This is a genomic window from Natrialba asiatica DSM 12278 (assembly GCF_000337555.1).
In the GTDB taxonomy this organism is placed as follows: Archaea; Halobacteriota; Halobacteria; order Halobacteriales; family Natrialbaceae; genus Natrialba; species Natrialba asiatica.
In genome coordinates this window covers 55783-70915 of record NZ_AOIO01000023.1, presented here as the reverse complement: position 1 = coordinate 70915, position 15133 = coordinate 55783, and the positions used below count along the sequence as shown (strand labels likewise).

The 15133-nt window shown below is 62.7% G+C and carries 21 protein-coding genes and 1 tRNA gene; 10 read left to right on the top strand and 12 right to left on the bottom strand.

Annotation, left to right across the window (positions count from 1 at the left end):
- Nucleotides 1-29: 29 nt before the first annotated feature.
- Nucleotides 30-380, bottom strand: a complete 351-nt coding sequence (locus tag C481_RS09525) for a hypothetical protein (RefSeq protein ID WP_241434671.1) — start codon at nt 378-380, stop codon at nt 30-32.
- 270 nt (nt 381-650) lie between these two features.
- Here C481_RS09525 and pyrF point away from each other — a divergent pair, with 270 nt between their 5' ends.
- Nucleotides 651-1451, top strand: coding sequence for an orotidine-5'-phosphate decarboxylase (pyrF, locus tag C481_RS09520; protein ID WP_006108978.1), 801 nt, complete (start codon nt 651-653; stop codon nt 1449-1451).
- A gap of 385 nt (nt 1452-1836) precedes the next feature.
- Nucleotides 1837-2256 (top strand): hypothetical protein, encoded by a 420-nt coding sequence (locus tag C481_RS09515; protein ID WP_006108977.1) that lies wholly within the window; start codon nt 1837-1839, stop codon nt 2254-2256.
- Nucleotides 2257-2578: 322 nt separating this feature from the next.
- On the opposite strand, the gene C481_RS09510 is transcribed toward C481_RS09515, so the two are convergent.
- The 3 genes from C481_RS09510 to C481_RS09500 all read right to left on the bottom strand — a co-directional run bounded on the left by C481_RS09510 (nt 2579) and on the right by C481_RS09500 (nt 4250).
- Complete coding sequence (locus tag C481_RS09510) at nt 2579-3550, bottom strand: hypothetical protein (RefSeq protein WP_006108976.1); 972 nt, start codon at nt 3548-3550, stop codon at nt 2579-2581.
- Between the two features lie 213 nt (nt 3551-3763).
- A complete protein-coding gene (locus C481_RS09505; RefSeq protein ID WP_006108975.1) occupies nt 3764-4027 on the bottom strand; it encodes a hypothetical protein in 264 nt (87 codons plus the stop codon).
- Between the two features lie 37 nt (nt 4028-4064).
- Nucleotides 4065-4250, bottom strand: a complete 186-nt coding sequence (locus C481_RS09500; protein WP_006108974.1) for a hypothetical protein — start codon at nt 4248-4250, stop codon at nt 4065-4067.
- A gap of 117 nt (nt 4251-4367) precedes the next feature.
- Between C481_RS09500 and C481_RS09495 the strand changes: the two genes are divergently transcribed.
- Nucleotides 4368-5975: a GTPBP1 family GTP-binding protein gene (locus C481_RS09495; protein ID WP_006108973.1), complete on the top strand. Its 1608-nt coding sequence runs from the start codon at nt 4368-4370 to the stop codon at nt 5973-5975.
- A 157-nt stretch (nt 5976-6132) separates the two neighbouring features.
- Nucleotides 6133-6357: a hypothetical protein gene (locus C481_RS22400; RefSeq protein WP_006108972.1), complete on the top strand. Its 225-nt coding sequence runs from the start codon at nt 6133-6135 to the stop codon at nt 6355-6357.
- Here the strand turns inward: C481_RS22400 and C481_RS09485 are convergent.
- The 8 genes from C481_RS09485 to C481_RS09450 form a co-directional block, all read right to left on the bottom strand.
- The gene (locus C481_RS09485; RefSeq protein ID WP_006108971.1) at nt 6326-6775 is read right to left on the bottom strand and encodes a hypothetical protein; all 450 of its coding nucleotides are present in this window, start codon (nt 6773-6775) and stop codon (nt 6326-6328) included. The genes C481_RS22400 and C481_RS09485 overlap by 32 nt on opposite strands.
- Before the next feature lie 85 nt (nt 6776-6860).
- On the bottom strand, nt 6861-7541 hold the full coding sequence (locus C481_RS09480; RefSeq protein WP_006108970.1) for an HAD family hydrolase: 681 nt from the start codon (nt 7539-7541) through the stop codon (nt 6861-6863).
- Between the two features lie 50 nt (nt 7542-7591).
- Nucleotides 7592-8128 (bottom strand): hypothetical protein, encoded by a 537-nt coding sequence (locus C481_RS09475; RefSeq protein ID WP_006108969.1) that lies wholly within the window; start codon nt 8126-8128, stop codon nt 7592-7594.
- Nucleotides 8129-8167: 39 nt separating this feature from the next.
- Nucleotides 8168-9100 (bottom strand): methenyltetrahydromethanopterin cyclohydrolase, encoded by a 933-nt coding sequence (gene mch / locus C481_RS09470; RefSeq protein ID WP_006108968.1) that lies wholly within the window; start codon nt 9098-9100, stop codon nt 8168-8170.
- Nucleotides 9101-9214: 114 nt separating this feature from the next.
- Complete coding sequence (locus C481_RS09465; RefSeq protein ID WP_006108967.1) at nt 9215-9430, bottom strand: heavy-metal-associated domain-containing protein; 216 nt, start codon at nt 9428-9430, stop codon at nt 9215-9217.
- Between the two features lie 71 nt (nt 9431-9501).
- On the bottom strand, nt 9502-9813 hold the full coding sequence (locus C481_RS09460) for a thiamine-binding protein (protein ID WP_006108966.1): 312 nt from the start codon (nt 9811-9813) through the stop codon (nt 9502-9504).
- Nucleotides 9814-9977: 164 nt separating this feature from the next.
- Nucleotides 9978-10358 carry a HalOD1 output domain-containing protein gene (locus C481_RS09455; protein ID WP_006108965.1) on the bottom strand — a complete coding sequence of 127 codons (381 nt, stop codon included), beginning with the start codon at nt 10356-10358 and terminating at the stop codon, nt 9978-9980.
- Nucleotides 10359-10674: 316 nt separating this feature from the next.
- Nucleotides 10675-10745: transfer RNA gene (locus C481_RS09450), tRNA-Gly, on the bottom strand.
- Between the two features lie 301 nt (nt 10746-11046).
- Between C481_RS09450 and C481_RS09445 the strand changes: the two genes are divergently transcribed.
- Genes C481_RS09445 through C481_RS09420 form a run of 6 tightly spaced genes read left to right on the top strand, consistent with a single transcriptional unit; the run spans nt 11047 to nt 15130 of the window.
- Nucleotides 11047-11949, top strand: coding sequence for a putative RNA uridine N3 methyltransferase (locus C481_RS09445; protein ID WP_006108964.1), 903 nt, complete (start codon nt 11047-11049; stop codon nt 11947-11949).
- Nucleotides 11950-11953: 4 nt separating this feature from the next.
- On the top strand, nt 11954-12976 hold the full coding sequence (locus C481_RS09440; RefSeq protein ID WP_006108963.1) for a 50S ribosomal protein L3: 1023 nt from the start codon (nt 11954-11956) through the stop codon (nt 12974-12976).
- A 3-nt stretch (nt 12977-12979) separates the two neighbouring features.
- A complete protein-coding gene (gene rpl4p / locus C481_RS09435; RefSeq protein ID WP_006108962.1) occupies nt 12980-13732 on the top strand; it encodes a 50S ribosomal protein L4 in 753 nt (250 codons plus the stop codon).
- Nucleotides 13729-13983 carry a 50S ribosomal protein L23 gene (locus tag C481_RS09430; protein WP_006108961.1) on the top strand — a complete coding sequence of 85 codons (255 nt, stop codon included), beginning with the start codon at nt 13729-13731 and terminating at the stop codon, nt 13981-13983. Before rpl4p ends, C481_RS09430 begins: the two co-directional genes overlap by 4 nt.
- A 2-nt stretch (nt 13984-13985) precedes the next feature.
- The gene (locus tag C481_RS09425) at nt 13986-14708 is read left to right on the top strand and encodes a 50S ribosomal protein L2 (RefSeq protein WP_006108960.1); all 723 of its coding nucleotides are present in this window, start codon (nt 13986-13988) and stop codon (nt 14706-14708) included.
- Entirely contained in the window at nt 14705-15130 is a 426-nt protein-coding gene (locus C481_RS09420) for a 30S ribosomal protein S19 (RefSeq protein WP_006108959.1), read from the top strand. The genes C481_RS09425 and C481_RS09420 overlap by 4 nt, the downstream gene beginning before the upstream one ends.
- The last annotated feature ends 3 nt before the right edge of the window (nt 15131-15133 follow it).

Below are 15133 nucleotides of genomic sequence, written 5' to 3'. Positions count from 1 at the left end.
AACCGATCGTGCCTAGCTACTACCGATACCTATCGCGAAAACGTCGATCGAACCTGTTCGACCTCGGTGTTGCACGACGGACAGGTTTCCTTTTCGTCGTCGATGTAGACCGCGCTGCAGGTCGAACACTGGAAGAGATTGCCGGAAGTGTCCGGCTGTTCCGCCGTCGAGTTCGTTGCCGCTTCGGGTTCACGGCCACCGCCGTAGTCGGGGCCGTTCTCTTGGCCGCGACCGTCGGTCGGTTTCGGACCGTGAACGGTCGGCTGGCCGGATTCTGTCGCTCCCCCGTTTGCCTGGGTCGTCCCCCACAGCGTCGACTGGATCTGGTTACGAACGCGTCCGAACTGCAATAGCGGCTTCACTTTCCCTCGGATATCCATACATTGCCTATACGCCATTACCCCGAAGTAAATACCATCTAATATGTTTGGTATTGGTATCTGGTACCGTTCTGTACACTGAGTCCGGACACGCCACTCCTCGTCCGTGTCCTGCGGGGACACAGGAGACTACCGGGCCGATTTATTGCCGACCTGTCGTTTTGCTATCGACTCCGTCCGGACGACGGCCGACGATTCGCCCCAACTGCTCACTGACTGCTGTCCAGCCGTATAGGAACCTTTTCGACTGTCCGGCGGTCACTCGCGTGCATGAACTTCTTCGATCGACTGCACGACCGCATCCGGACGGTCGACAGCGTCGTGAGCGTCGGCCTTGATCCCAACCCGTCTCGCATCCCCGAGCACCTCCGGGAGTATGACCTCCCTCGGTGGGCGTTCAACCGCCGAATCATCGACGCAACCCACGAGCACGCCGCCGCCTACAAACCGAACGCCGCCTTCTACGAGGACCCCGACGGCTGGCGCGCACTCGAGGAAACGATCGCCTACGCCCACGGCAAGGACGTGCCGGTCCTGCTCGACGCCAAGCGAGCGGACATCGGTAACACGACCCGGCAGTACGCCCAACTGCTCGAACGCGCCGACGCGATCACCGTCAACCCCTACATGGGTCGGGACTCCCTCCAGCCGTTCCTCTCGAACGAGGAAGCCGGCGTCTTCGTCCTCTGTCGCACCTCGAACCCCGGCGGCGCGGACATCCAGGATCTCGAACTCGACTCCGGCGAACCCGTCTACGAACGCGTCGCCGCCCTCGCCGACCTCTGGAACGAAAACGACAACGTCGGCCTCGTCGTCGGCGCGACCAAACCCGAAGAACTCGAAGCCCTCCGGGAGCAGGTCCCGGATCTGCCGTTTCTCGTCCCCGGTATCGGCGCACAAGGTGGCGACGCCGAAGCCGCCGTCGAGTTCGGCCTGGCCGACGGCGTCGGCCTGGTGAACTCGTCTCGCGGGATCATCTTCGCGGGAGAAGACAACGGCGAGGAGTTCGCTAACGCGAGCGGCCAGGCGGCAAAACGACTGCAGCGGCGACTCAACCGGTATCGGAACTGAAACGAACGATCTCCGGTTCGAGACCGCGGCCAGTCTGAAACCTCGCGCGAGCGGTCTCTTCCCGGCATCCTCTCGCGGATCGCAGTGAAGCCGATCGCGTCGTTGCGATGCAGGCCGCGCCACGACGGCCGTGCGATCGGGGTGTGATTGCAGTCGGTACGATCGGGTCGGCGTCTGCTGTTTTCGACGAAACGAATCTTCTCATCGGTCAGTACAGAGCGAGGATACAACGGCAGATTGACCGGGTGACAACTTTTATGTACAGATACGTTTTATTGGGAATGTGCGCCGTCGTGCCCTCCTTACTGGTCTCACGGTTGGGTCCACCGCTATCGCAGGGTGGATGACTCGTGGGGCTAGCACTATAACGGACTCTGTCGGAAGTATGGACGTTGGATCCAACACCGGAGCGGATTCCAGTAATACGGAACCCGAGTTCGAGGTGAACGAAGCCGAACCCGGTGCGTTCATCCTCCTGCGGAATCAGCCACAGGACCCGAATGGCATTACCGTGGGTGACGAATTTGAAATCGGCGTTCATCTTGGCAACCCCGGTGGCGAGCCGGCTACTGGCGACGTGAGCGTCGAACTCGCACCACCGAACGAGGAGGCGTCCGTGCAAACGGCCTCCACCAGTGTTGCCGGCGAGGAGGAAATCCCGCCGGGAGAAGCGAGATTTTTCACCCTCGGCCAATTTGATGCGACGGTAGCCGGCGACTGGAAACTCACTGCCGCTTCTGGAATCGAGCAGGTCAGTGATGGTTACGACGAAACGATCGAAGTCAAAGAGCGATCCGGCGACTAACAGCCACCGCTCGACGTCGAAGAACTCGTCGGTCAACTTCAGTTCTGAGGGAGGTCGCAAAACCAGCGTTCGGGGGAGACGCATGTGTAGCGGTTTGTTCACTAAATCTCACCCTCAACCCAGCAATCGATTCAGCCACACTCCCGGGAGGCCGTTCAATATCTAAGAGCGCCAGGTTCTCCGGATTGGGTGGAGTATCGTGCCGTATCCGGCCGATCAGCAGTATCCTTTCCTGAACCTGCGGGTAACAGTACTGGTTCCGAGTCGGCAGTCGAAGAACCGTTGAAACCCGTTCAATTCCTCCGTTCCCATAATTATGTAATTACCAATAATAGTTAGACATGTGCCAATTGTGCCGAAGAGTATAGACGCTCCCCCAAATCGCTTCTGCTCGATCGGTTATTACCTTGTCTCCGTACGATCCTTGATCCGCGACGACGTGACTGCCGGGATAGAACCACGACGTTCCATTCCTCGGGATACCGTAATGCCAATCGATACTTGGGTCACTGTTGTCAAGTGTTTGTTCCACGTCGCCGGATCCCCCAGCGTTCCAACTGAGAGAGCCTCCTGCAGGATATCCTATCGAAACGGTGTAGCCTTCATCGTGCGTAGTGGTCGGACCAGCATTGTGGATCGATTCACTCCCGAGTTCGCTTTCTCCCCAGTCGTGGGTTGTATCTATCCAACGGCTGTATGGGTTAATCGTATCATCGCTACTCGCGATAAGGCTTCGGAACGCATTACGGACTTCGCTATCCTCGAGAACGTAATACCATTCAATATTGTGGTTCAGTTCCCCCCAGTGCGCCGTCTCGTTTGCCTGCCAGTCGTCGATAAAGTCCCATTCCGGCCCGGATTCGACGGGGGGTGAGGAGGTCGTCACTTCAGACGTTTGGAATTCGTCTTTTTTCTTTTTTCCCTTGGCGTGGGCAGACGCCTCCGTGGCTTCCGACGAGCCGCCATAGTACTGGCTGACACGACCATTGGAACCTATCCGAGCAACGTATTCGACGGTTTCGAAACCTTCTCGAAACTCCGAGGTACCCTGTGTATCAAGGGCCTTCGAGTGGGCGCTTGGACTCTTCTCAACCAATCTTTCGAGCCCCTCTCGTGCTTCGCTGGACGTAATCGGACTCTCGTACCTACCCCTGATTCGAATGACCTGCGGTTCATACTGTGAAGCTGCGGCAGATGCCGTCGCGCCCAGTCCGCCGAGCGAGGTTACACTTGCGAGTTTCAGCACTTTACGCCGGCCGATTTGGTTACTACTTCGCTTGCCATTGTGTGGCATGACACCACAGGACACATACACGATTATAAAACTATCGGCGATATCGACAGGAACTCTGGTAGAGTAGTTACTAGCGGTTTTCGTAATGAGTGCCTAACCGAGCAACTTCGCGCGTCGAAAAGCAGTTTCCCTCAAAATCCTCGCCGACTGCAATAACTCGATCTAAACCTGAACGTACGGACGCACCCGGTAACTGTCGATCTGCTCGGAGGCTTACGGCGGGTCGATCGTCGAACAGTCGGTTGCGACGAGCCGCCCGACGACGTAGTCCTCGACAACTCGAGACTCGATTTCGACTTCGACCGGGGTAGCGGGCACCGCCTCAAGTTGGTCGATACCCTCGATGACGGCGATGTCCAACGGACTTCTCTCGCGCGGGTGCGCGGCGACGAGCATCCCCTCGAGTTGTGCTACCTCGACGCAAAATCGGTCGCCGACGCCGACGGCGATCGCGAGTTCGTCACGAATGGCGGTCATTTGTTGGACGATAGATGCGAGGCTGGGAAGCTAGCGATCAGAACCGGTGTATGTCGACGTCGTCCGAGTTCGGATCGCTCCCCGGTTCGACCTGGGCTGCACAGTCGGCACAGAGCCCTTTTTCGCTGTCGTAGTGTTGCTCACAGGCGAGCGTGCCACAGTTGTCACAACGTTCCTGGGCCGGCCGAGACTCACAAATTTGACAGAGGCCACTGACGCTCATACTTCATACAGGGGCTCGAGACTCTTGAAACCGGCCCCAGTATCTTCCCCTCGGGTCTGTGCTAATTGATAACTATAGACGGGAAGGTTTTTGCCGTGTGGCCCGCTATCAGTTGCTATGAGCCGTGACCGGGCTCTTCTCGAGCGAGCCCTGGACCGTGGCGAACAGGAGGGTGGCAACGTCGAGTTCAAGGAACGGCTTTCACGCGATGTTCATCTCGAGAGTGGACGACGCGAGAGTCTGGCGGCCCAACTACGTCACCGACTCCTTTCTGGCGACGGCGAGGCGACGTACGTCGTCGGTGTGACGGACGATGGCGGACTTGCCGGTGTCGATCCCGATACGTTCTCGGAGACGATGGACGTGCTCTCGCTGCTGGCCGAGGAAGCTGACGCGCACATCGACGACGTACAGACCTGGGGGATCAACCAGGGACTCGTCGGCGTCGCGACGATCAACGAGGGAAGTGTCCTCGAGACGGACGACGAACACGTCGTCGTCGGCACGGCGGGTCACGTCGATCACGGCAAGAGCACGCTCGTCGGATCGCTCGTGACCGGCAACCCGGACGACGGCGACGGCGCGACTCGGTCGTACCTCGACGTCCAACCCCACGAGGTCGAACGCGGCCTTTCGGCGGATCTCTCCTACGCCGTCTACGGCTTCGATGAGGACGGGCCAGTCCGCGTTCGTAACCCGAATCGCAAGGCGGACCGCGCCCAGGTCGTCGAGGAGGCCGATCGGCTGGTTTCCTTCGTCGACACCGTCGGCCACGAACCGTGGCTCCGCACGACGATCCGCGGGCTCGTCGGGCAGAAACTCGACTACGGCCTGCTCGTCGTCGCCGCCGACGACGGCCCCACGCGAACGACCCGCGAACATCTCGGCGTCCTCCTCGCGACCGATCTGCCGACTATCGTCGCGATCACGAAGACCGACGCCGTCGACGACGACCGCGTCGAGGAGGTCGAACGCGAGGTCGAACGCCTCCTCCGAGAGGTCGAAAAGTCGCCGCTTCGCGTTTCCCGCCACGGTATCGACACTGCAATCGACGAAATCAGCGAGCGCGTCGTCCCCATCGTCGAAACCAGCGCCATCACGATGGACGGACTCGAGACGCTCGATGAACTCTTCGACAGACTCCCGAAGACGTCCCAGGATACCGGCGAGTTCAGGATGTACGTCGACCGCAGCTACTCGGTGACCGGCGTCGGCGCGGTCGCCTCGGGAACCGTCAAATCCGGCGAGGTCGAGGCCGGCGACGAACTCCTCATCGGGCCGATGCCCGACGGACGATTTCGGGAGGTCGAGGTTCGCTCGATCGAGATGCACTACCATCGGGTCGATACGGCCCAGGCCGGCCGGATCGTCGGTATCGCGCTGAAGGGGATCAAGGAGAGTGCAATCGAACGCGGCATGGTCCTGCTCCCGCAGGACGCCGATCCGGAACCGATTCGCGAGTTCGAGGCCGAGGTGATGGTGCTCAACCATCCGACCCGGATCGGCGACGGCTACGAGCCGGTGGTTCACCTCGAGACGATCGGCGAGGCGGCGGCGTTTCATCCGGACGAAGGTCGCCTCCTCCCGGGCGATACGGGCGAGACCACCGTCCGGTTCAAGTTCCGTCCGTACCTCGTCGAGGAGGGCCAGAAGTTCGTCTTCCGCGAGGGCCGCAGTAAGGGCGTCGGCACGGTGACGGCCGTTCACCCCACGAACGCTGAGTGAGTCGTCGACCTCCCTGAACCACCCGTCGATACGTCGACATGACACTCCGGCACATTTTTATCGAGGTCAACTAGTTATTCGGTCAATGTTTCCGCGCTCCCCGTCCGGCCGCCTCTGATGGGCGATCCGCGAAGCGCTCGTCTTCGCCGGCATCCTGTTGTTCTGGATCGCTCTCGCCGCGGTTATCACGATCGTCTTGCAACTCCTCGTGCTGCCGTTCGGTCTTCTCGGACTCCGATCCGGGCCGATGATCGAACTCGTTTCGCTCGCGCGAGGATTTCAAGACCTGGTCGTTCCGATGACGGTGCTCACCTCGGGACTCTACACGCTCGTCCGCGCTGGCACGGTGCTCATCGATCACTACCACCGGACGAGTTCGTGATCTCGACCGTCCCCAGCCCCACCGGGTGCTCGCCGGTCACCGTTCCGCCGAGGGTAACCGCATCCGGGTGCATGAACAGAATCACGTCGTCGGGCATCGACACGTCCGTCCAGAGCTGCCGCTCGAGAAACGGCATCGATTCGACCGCGAGGTCGTCCGCGAGCAATCGTCGCTCGAGCGCACGCCGATTGTTCGGATGCAGGTAGAACTCGCAAGTCGTCGGCTCGGTTCGCTCGGCGAGCGCACCGAAGAGTTGCTGGCAGACGGCGATCACGTCGTCGCCGTCGACCGTGACGAGCGGTGCGTCGGCGTCGCCGGCCGTGCCAGTAGCGGGCCTGTCGTCGCCAGCGCCGCGCGAGCCACCGGTTCGTCGAATCTCCTCGACGATCGACTGAAAGTTGATCGCGTGGTCGGTCATCGCCTCGCACGGACGACCGTCGCACGGTAAAAGCGGCCGGTATCGGTCTGTGAACGCTCACAGCCGCACCGGCACGTGCTCACCGTCACCAGGGCGGCGTCACCAGTTCCTCGAGCGATCCGAGCGTGTGCTCGGGCGCGGGAGTCGGTTGCTCGGGGATCGAATCCGTCGCGGGAATCCACACCGACCGGAGGCCGGCCGCGCTGGCACCCGCGACGTCCGACGCCAGCGAGTTCCCGACGTAGACCGCCCGGTCCGGCGTCGACTCGAGTCGATCTAACGCGAGGTCGAAAGGCTCGGCCGAGGGCTTCGCCGGCGCGTCGTAGCCGGCACAGACGACCGTCTCGAATCGGTCCGCGAGGCCGATCGCCTCGAGTTTCGTCCGTTGCATTCCCGGCGGGCCGTTCGTGATGAGTCCGAGTCGGAACTCCTCGCCGAGTTGGTCGACGACCCGCCGTGCCCCCGGGAGGGGCTCGACGCTCTCCTGCTCTCGAACCTCCGCGAAGGCGTCCGCGACCGCCTCGCCAATCGCGCGGTCTTCGCCCGCGGCGACGGTCAGGTCGCCAAAACACCGCCGTCGGAGGTCCCGCACGTCCGTGCTGTCCCCGAGGTAGTCGCGGTAGCGGTCGTAGTACGCGTCGATATCCCAGCACTGCGAGACGCCGGCGCGGTCGAACGCGGCCGCGAGGACCTCGTCGCCGCCACGGCTGTAGGTACACAGGGTGTCGTCGAGGTCGAAACAGACGGTCTCGATCGTCTCAGTCACGGCTGCAGAATGGGCGTACGAGCCGATAAAACGACCGTTTCGGCTACGGGCTACGAGGGCGTGGCGATCGCTCGATACTCGATCTCGTCCGCCCGATCCCGGCGTTCGGCGAGTCCGAGCAGGACGGCCCACTCGAGTAGCCGCTCGACTCGGTCCGGTTGCACTCGCCGGCGGGACGACGACTGAGACCGGGACTGGGACCGCACCCGATCGGCGACGGTCGCGGCGGAAAGCGGTTCTGCGGCGGCGTCCAGCGCCTCGAATATCGACTGCACGCCGTCAACTCGGTTGCGAAATGCAGCCTGTACCGCTTCCCGCTCGAGTTCACGATCCGTCCGCCGATAGCCATCCTCGCCGTCGGTCGCGAGTTCGAGCGCGCGGAGGAAGGTCAGCCAGGTTGCGGCGTCGTCGCGGTCCCGGATCAGTTCGGTTCCGTCCGCGTCCCTCCCGGTTCGCTCGAGAACTCGCACGCAGCAGTCGGCGGTCTCCGCGGCGGCGGCCTTCGTCGCCGGAACCGCGTTCCGAACGGCGGTGAGGGCGTCACGATCGGCGGGTGGCTCCGGGACCGGTTTGAAGGTGAGTGTCACGTGCTGTGTGGCGATTTGGGGGTGCAGTTACGGGTGTCGTTACAGGTCGAACGACTGTGCGACTAGCTCCTCGTCCGTCTCGCCGTGGACGTACGTCGGTCCGCCGAGAACGTCGATCGTGACCGACGCTGGCGCGAACAGATCCGACGGAACCTCCTCGAAGTCCCAGTCGAGTTCGTCGAAGATGTCGCCGAACGGGCGGCCGTGGTCCTCGGCGGCCACTGATGGCACCGAATCGAAGACGTCCGCATCCTCGCGAACCGTGAGGTGAGCCGTGCCGCCGTAGGCGATCGCATCGTTCGTGCGCGCAATCGCCGTCTGTTCGTCTGCGGCGACCGGCGCGACCGGTGCCCGGCCCGTCGCCGAGACGATATCGCGCAGGTCGTAGCCCAGTTCGGCGAGGCGGAACGTCGCCAGTTCCGCCGCCCGCGCGGCGTTCGTGATACTTCCGGCGAGACTCGCCGTTCGGTAGGCCAGCAGGAAGACGCTGCTCGTCTCGACCTCCGCGAGGTCGGCGACCTGTGCGGCCGCGCTTTCGGTCGGGATGGCCTCCGTCTCGACGGCGAGCGCCGTCAGATCGAACGCGTCCGTGTACCCGACGCGCCTGAACTCTTCTTCCTCGGCGACGAGCGCCCTGGCGGGACCGCTTCCGAGTCCCTCGAAGTCCTCGGTGACGAGTTCCCAGCCGGCTTTCTGGGAACAAAGCAGGGAGAGTGCGGGCTGGTCGGTCGAAAGTTCGACGTAGGGAAGCGCCGCGCCGTCGAGGTCGCCGAGTTCGTAGCTCGGCGTCGCGAGCCCGGCGGTTTGGATCTCGGTTAGCAACAGTCCCGCTTCGATGCCGCCGTCGAACTCGACGCCGAAGTCGAGGACGGTCGCCTCGTTTTCGAGGTCGTAGCCGCCGACGTTCAACTCCTCGGCGTAATCGAGGGCCTCGTCGACGAGCTCGATCGCCATGCGATTGAGACTTTCCATAGGCTACGCTTCAGGCTCCGCCGTAAAACAGTTTGCCAGATTCAGTCTGACCTGTGTCTGACACAGGGGTCGAGGACATCGAACGTAGCGTTCGGCGCGGGTCGCTGATAGCGGTTAGGCCGCCGGCTCGTAGCCGGCGTTTTCGATCGTCTCGGCGAGCGTCGACTCGTCGACGGTTGTCCCGTCGTATTCGACGCGGACTTCGTCGGCTTCGTGATTTGCCGTCGCGGAGGCGACGCCGTCGAGCGCCTCGACGGCCTCGATGACGGTCGCTTCACAGCCGTTACAGGACATGCCAGTCACCTCGAGTGTGGTCTGGGTCTGCGCCATAATCGGTGTAGTGGCGTCGAGCGGTTGAGTGTTCCGCCCGAAGCGGTCGGCGACGCGTCGGCCAGCGGCGGTCAGCGCTGGCTCGTGGGCTCTCGGCCGAGTTCATCGGCAACTGACTCGACTTTCGTCGTTGCGCTCGTCTCGCGCGTGCGCTTGTCATCTATTTTGAGAACCGTACTGACTCGATCGCCGTCGACCGCGTCGTGGGCGGCCTGTGCGGCCGCGAATAGTTCGTCCGTGCTTTCGGCCTCGATCACGGTGCCCATCGCGTTCGTCTCGTACTCGACGTCGTAGTGTTCGAGTTCGTCGACGGCCGCCGCGACCTCGCCGGCCATGCTGTCTTCGATCACGGGTGCGACACTCAGGAGTGCGAGTACCGTCATACAGGTCACGAGGACGCCAGCGGTGGTAAATCCGTCCCCTTCGAGGTGCTGTCGAGTTACCGGAAATCCGCGTCGGCGATCCCGTTGTGTCTACCGGGGTATCCGTCGATTCCGGTGCCGGCTTCTGTTTCCTGTTCGTTGTCGAATCGGCCCGTTCGTGCGTGTTACCGTTGCTGGGAGTTCGGGTGTGGACGCGGCTGTTCCACGCCGGGGTCCGTCTCTGTAGGTGGATGGATGACCACGTCCCCGTTCGCGTACACGTAGACCGTGTGTTCTACTGCCGTGAAGGCGACGTGGCCACCGCTGCGTTCGGAACCGTCTGCGGTCGATCGGAACAGTCGATTGAGGGCGTCCGGATCGACGCTATCGTACAGGGAGAACTCGCCCTGGGAAACGTCGATGTCCGTGACCGATGCCAGCGCGTGGACGATCGTCGTCGTCACCAGCGCACTGCTCTCGGTATCGTGGTGGAAAACGTAGCGGTCGTTCGGTTGGTCGTACTGGCGGTCAGCCGCGTCATCTGCGGGTGAACAGTCCGTTTGCATAGGAGACGTGATGCGGTCGTCTACACCTCCATATCCCGTTCCAGCATAAAACTCACTCGGTCGTGATATCCGTTGTCGCTTGTGATGGACTCCCGCACTAACCAGTCCACCGTCCGTGAACTCGGCGAACCGACCCCGCACTAATCAGTTAACTCTCCTTGAACCGACAAGCGACGAGCCGGGAATTACGGCGGTACTCACGCTCTACACCACAGGTACGGACGGTGAGTGCGCATTACGTGGTGCTTATCAACAGTGGTCGCCACCGAAGGACGGATACGATTTCCGTCACTCACGAATTTGTTCGCGACAAAAGTGCGCTGGCTGGGATTTGAACCCAGGTTGTGACCATGGCAAGGTCACGTGATACCACTACACTACCAGCGCCCTGCTGCACTTACACCTACTGTCGGAGGGATGTATAAGGGTTGCGAATCGTTTTGTCTTCGCTATGTCTGCCCATGTCGGAATCTGTGTCCACGCTCTTGTACACCGCATTTGACGCAGCGATACTTGCTCCGTTCGGCCGCTGGCAGACGAACGAATCACTCCCAACGACTGTGTGCCCGTTCGGCACGAATTACTGGGTGTGAGGCGTTCACAGCCGGGATCGAATCCGCTATTCTTTTAAGACCTTGTCCGCAACACATCGCTACAGTCTAGTGACGCGGCGCCGAAGCGTCACGGCATGACCGTCAGCGTACTCGTGCCGTCGTCGCTCACTCGGGAGGCCGAGGACAAACGCGAGGCTACTCGCAAACTCGGATACGTCGCCCGCGCGGCGACGGTCTTCCGTGCTGACCGCCTCATCGTCTATCCCGACCGGGATGGCGAAACGGGGCGATTCGACGGCGGGTTCGTAAGCACCGTCTTGCGATACGCCGCAACACCGCCATACCTCCGCAACGAGGTCTGGGGGATGCGCAACGAACTGGAGTATGCGGGCGTCTTGCCGCCGCTCCGCGCCGTGTCACAGACCGGCTCCGAATCTACCGGTTCGGGGTCGTTAAGACAAGGGATCGTGACCGAGGTCGGACCTGATCAACGCGTGCGGGTCAATTGCGGCTTGCAACACCCGATCTCCCTCAACGTGCCGCCGAAAATGGCGCTCGACGAGGGCGAGCGCGTGACTATCAGGATCTCTTCGCGACGACCGGTCCGGGCAAAGCTCGTCGACGAACCCCTTCCGGGGCTCTCCGTCGAGCGGACGGACCTACAGGCAGCACTCAGCCGTGAGGACGCCGGCGTTCGAATCGCCGCCTCCCGATACGGTACCGAACTTACCGTCGGGCGGCTCGACACGCTGGCCGGACACGTCGACCGCGACGGGATGACCGTCGCCTTCGGCGCGCCCGAGAGAGGGCTGCCGGACATCCTCGAGTTCGAATCCGAGGACGCCGTCGACACACTGTCGTCCTGGCCACCGCGGCCGGACGACGACACTGACGGAGTCGAACCCACATCTGGCGATGTCGATCCAGGACGAGGGTTCGACCTCTGGCTGAACACGGTTCCGTACCAGGGAAGCGATGTCGTTCGAACGGAGGAGGCTCTGTTCGCGACTCTCGCTCCCCTCTCACTCAGAGAGTGATAGAATGCCACAATCAAACGCACCACGCAAAGGCTCACTCGGGTTCGGCCCACGAAAGCGGGCGACCAGCGAGGTCCCACGCTTTAACTCGTGGCCGGACGACGACGGACAGCCAACGCTCCAGGGCTTCGCGGGCTACAAGGCCGGCATGACCCACGTCGTAATGGTCGACGACAAAGCGAACTCGCCGACCGAGGGAATGGAAGAGACCGTTCCCGTTACGATCGTGGAGACGCCGCCAATGCGCGCCGTCGCCCTGCGTGCGTACGAAGACACGCCGTACGGAAAGAAGCCGCTCACCGAGGTCTGGACCGACGAGTTCGTTCCCGAACTCGATCGCGTGCTGGACCTTCCCGGTGACGACTATGACACTGACGCTTCCGCGGATGAACTCCGTGGCTTCCTCGAGGAAGGACGCGTCGACGACGTTCGCGTCATCACGCACACGGTTCCGGGGGACATTCCCTCGATGCCGAAGAAGAAACCGGACGTGATGGAGACGCGCGTCGGCGGCAGCTCCGTCGAGGACCGCGTCGACTACGCCCTCGAACTGCTCGAGGACGGCGGCGGCGAACACGTCATGAACGACATGTTCCGCGCCGGCGAGTACGTCGACGCAAGCGGCGTCACGAAAGGAAAGGGGACACAGGGTCCCGTCAAGCGATGGGGCGTCCAGAAACGCAAGGGCAAGCACGCCCGGCAGGGCTGGCGCCGCCGCATCGGGAACCTCGGTCCCTGGAATCCGTCCCGCGTCCGGTCGACGGTCCCACAGCAGGGACAGACCGGCTACCACCAGCGGACGGAACTGAACAAGCGCCTCGTCGATATCGGCGACGGCGCAGACGCGACGGTCGACGGCGGCTTCATCAACTACGGTGAAGTCGACGGACCGCACGTGCTGATCAAGGGCTCGCTCCCCGGGCCGGAAAAGCGCCTCGTGCGCTTCCGCCCGGCGATCCGACCCGGAGACCAGCCGCGCCTCGATCCGGAGGTACGCTACGTCTCCACCGCATCTAACCAGGGATAACACATGGACGCAACAGTACGCAACCTGGACGGCTCCGACGCGGGATCGGTCGACCTTCCGGCGGTCTTCGAGACGCAGTACCGCCCGGACCTGATCGCCCGCGCCGTCAACGTCGCCCAGGCAAACCGCAAACAGGACTACGGTGCCGACGAGTTCGCCGGCATGCGGACGCCGGCCGAATCGTTCGGTAGCGGCCGCGGGATGGCCCACGTTCCCAAACAGGACGGACGCGGTCGCCGCGTTCCCCAGACTGTCAAGGGACGCAAGGCCCACCCGCCGAAAGCCGAGAAGGACCAGTCCGAATCGATCAACACGAAAGCAAAGAAACTGGCCGTCCGCAGCGCCATCGCTGCGACGACCGACGCTGAACTCGTCGCCGAGCGCGGGCACGCGTTCGATGATGACGCCGAGATTCCGGTCGTCGTCGCCGACGAGTTCGAAGACCTCCAGAAGACGAAGGAGGTCGTCGAGTTCCTCGAGGCAGCGGGCCTCGCCGAGGACATCCAGCGTGCGGACGAGGGTCGAAACGTCCGATCGGGTCGCGGGAAGACCCGTGGGCGCAAGTACAAGACGCCGACGTCGATCCTCTTCGTTACGTCGAGCGAGACGGGGCCGTCGCGAGCGGCTCGAAACCTCGCTGGCGCCGATGTCGCGACGGCTGCGGAGGTCAACGCGGAAGATCTCGCACCCGGTGCACAGCCGGGTCGACTGACCGTTTGGACCGAAAGCGCACTCGAGGAGGTGGCGGACCGATGAGTTCGGTTATCGAGCACCCGCTCGTGACGGAGAAGGCGATGAACGACATGGACTTCGAGAACAAGCTCCAGTTCGTCGTCAACCCGGACGCTGCCAAGCCCGAGATTCGCGACGAGGTCGAAGAGCGCTTCGAGGTCTCGGTCACTGACATCAACACGCAGGTAACGATGAAGGGCAAGAAGAAAGCAACCGTCAAACTGTCCGAGGACAACGACGCACAGGAAGTTGCCTCGCGAATCGGGGTGTTCTGAGGATGGGACGACGAATTCTTGGACAGCGACGTGGACGCGGGACGCCCACGTTCCGCGCCCCGTCACACCGGTACAAGGCAAAGCTCGAGCACAAGAAGGAAGAAGACGACGACGTGATCCGCGGGACGGTCGTGGACATCGAACACGACCCGGCCCGATCGGCACCCGTCGCTGCCGTCGAGTTCGAAGACGGCGACCAGCGGCTCGTCCTTGCTCCCGAGGGTATCGGGGTCGGCGAGGAGTTGCAGGTCGGTGTCTCGGCCGAAATTAAGCCCGGGAACACGCTCCCGCTCGCGGAGATTCCGGAGGGCGTGCCGGTCTGTAACGTCGAGGCGAACCAGGGCGACGGCGGCAAGTTCGCTCGCGCCTCGGGGACTAACGCAGACCTGATCACCCACGACCGCAACGCGGCGGTCGTCCAACTCCCAAGCGGCGAGGTCAAGCGCCTCGATCCGCAGTGTCGCGCCACCATCGGCGTCGTCGCCGGTGGCGGTCGCACGGAAAAGCCGATGGTCAAGGCAGGGAACAAGTACCACAAGATGAAAGCGCGGGGCACGAAGTGGCCTCGCGTCCGCGGTGTGGCGATGAACGCCGTCGACCACCCGTTCGGTGGTGGCGGTCGCCAGCACCCCGGCAAACCGAAGTCCGTCTCGCGGGATGCCCCGCCGGGACGGAAGGTCGGTGACATTTCCTCGCGCCGCACTGGTCGAGGTGGAAACAAATGAGTCAGGAGTACCGAACCGGCCGTGAGGGTGAGGAGTTCACCTACCGTGGCCACACGCTCGAGGAGCTGCAGGATCTGGAGCTCGACGAGGTTGCCGAACTGCTGCCCGCACGGAAGCGGCGAAGTATCAAACGCGGACTCTCCGTCGAGAAACAGAAGCTCCTCGAGGAAGCCCGCGAGAAAGACGAGCAGGAGACGGCGAACGCGCCGATCCGAACGCACCTGCGCGACATGCCGGTGCTGCCGGAGTTCGTCGGGCTGACCTTCGAGGTCTACAACGGACAGTCCTTCGAGCGCGTTCGCGTCGAGCCCGAGATGATCGGACACTATCTCGGCGAGTTCCAACTGACCCGAACGTCCGTCGAGCACGGACAGGCGGGGATCGGTGCGACTCGCTCGTCGAAGTTCGTCCCACTGAAGTGATCC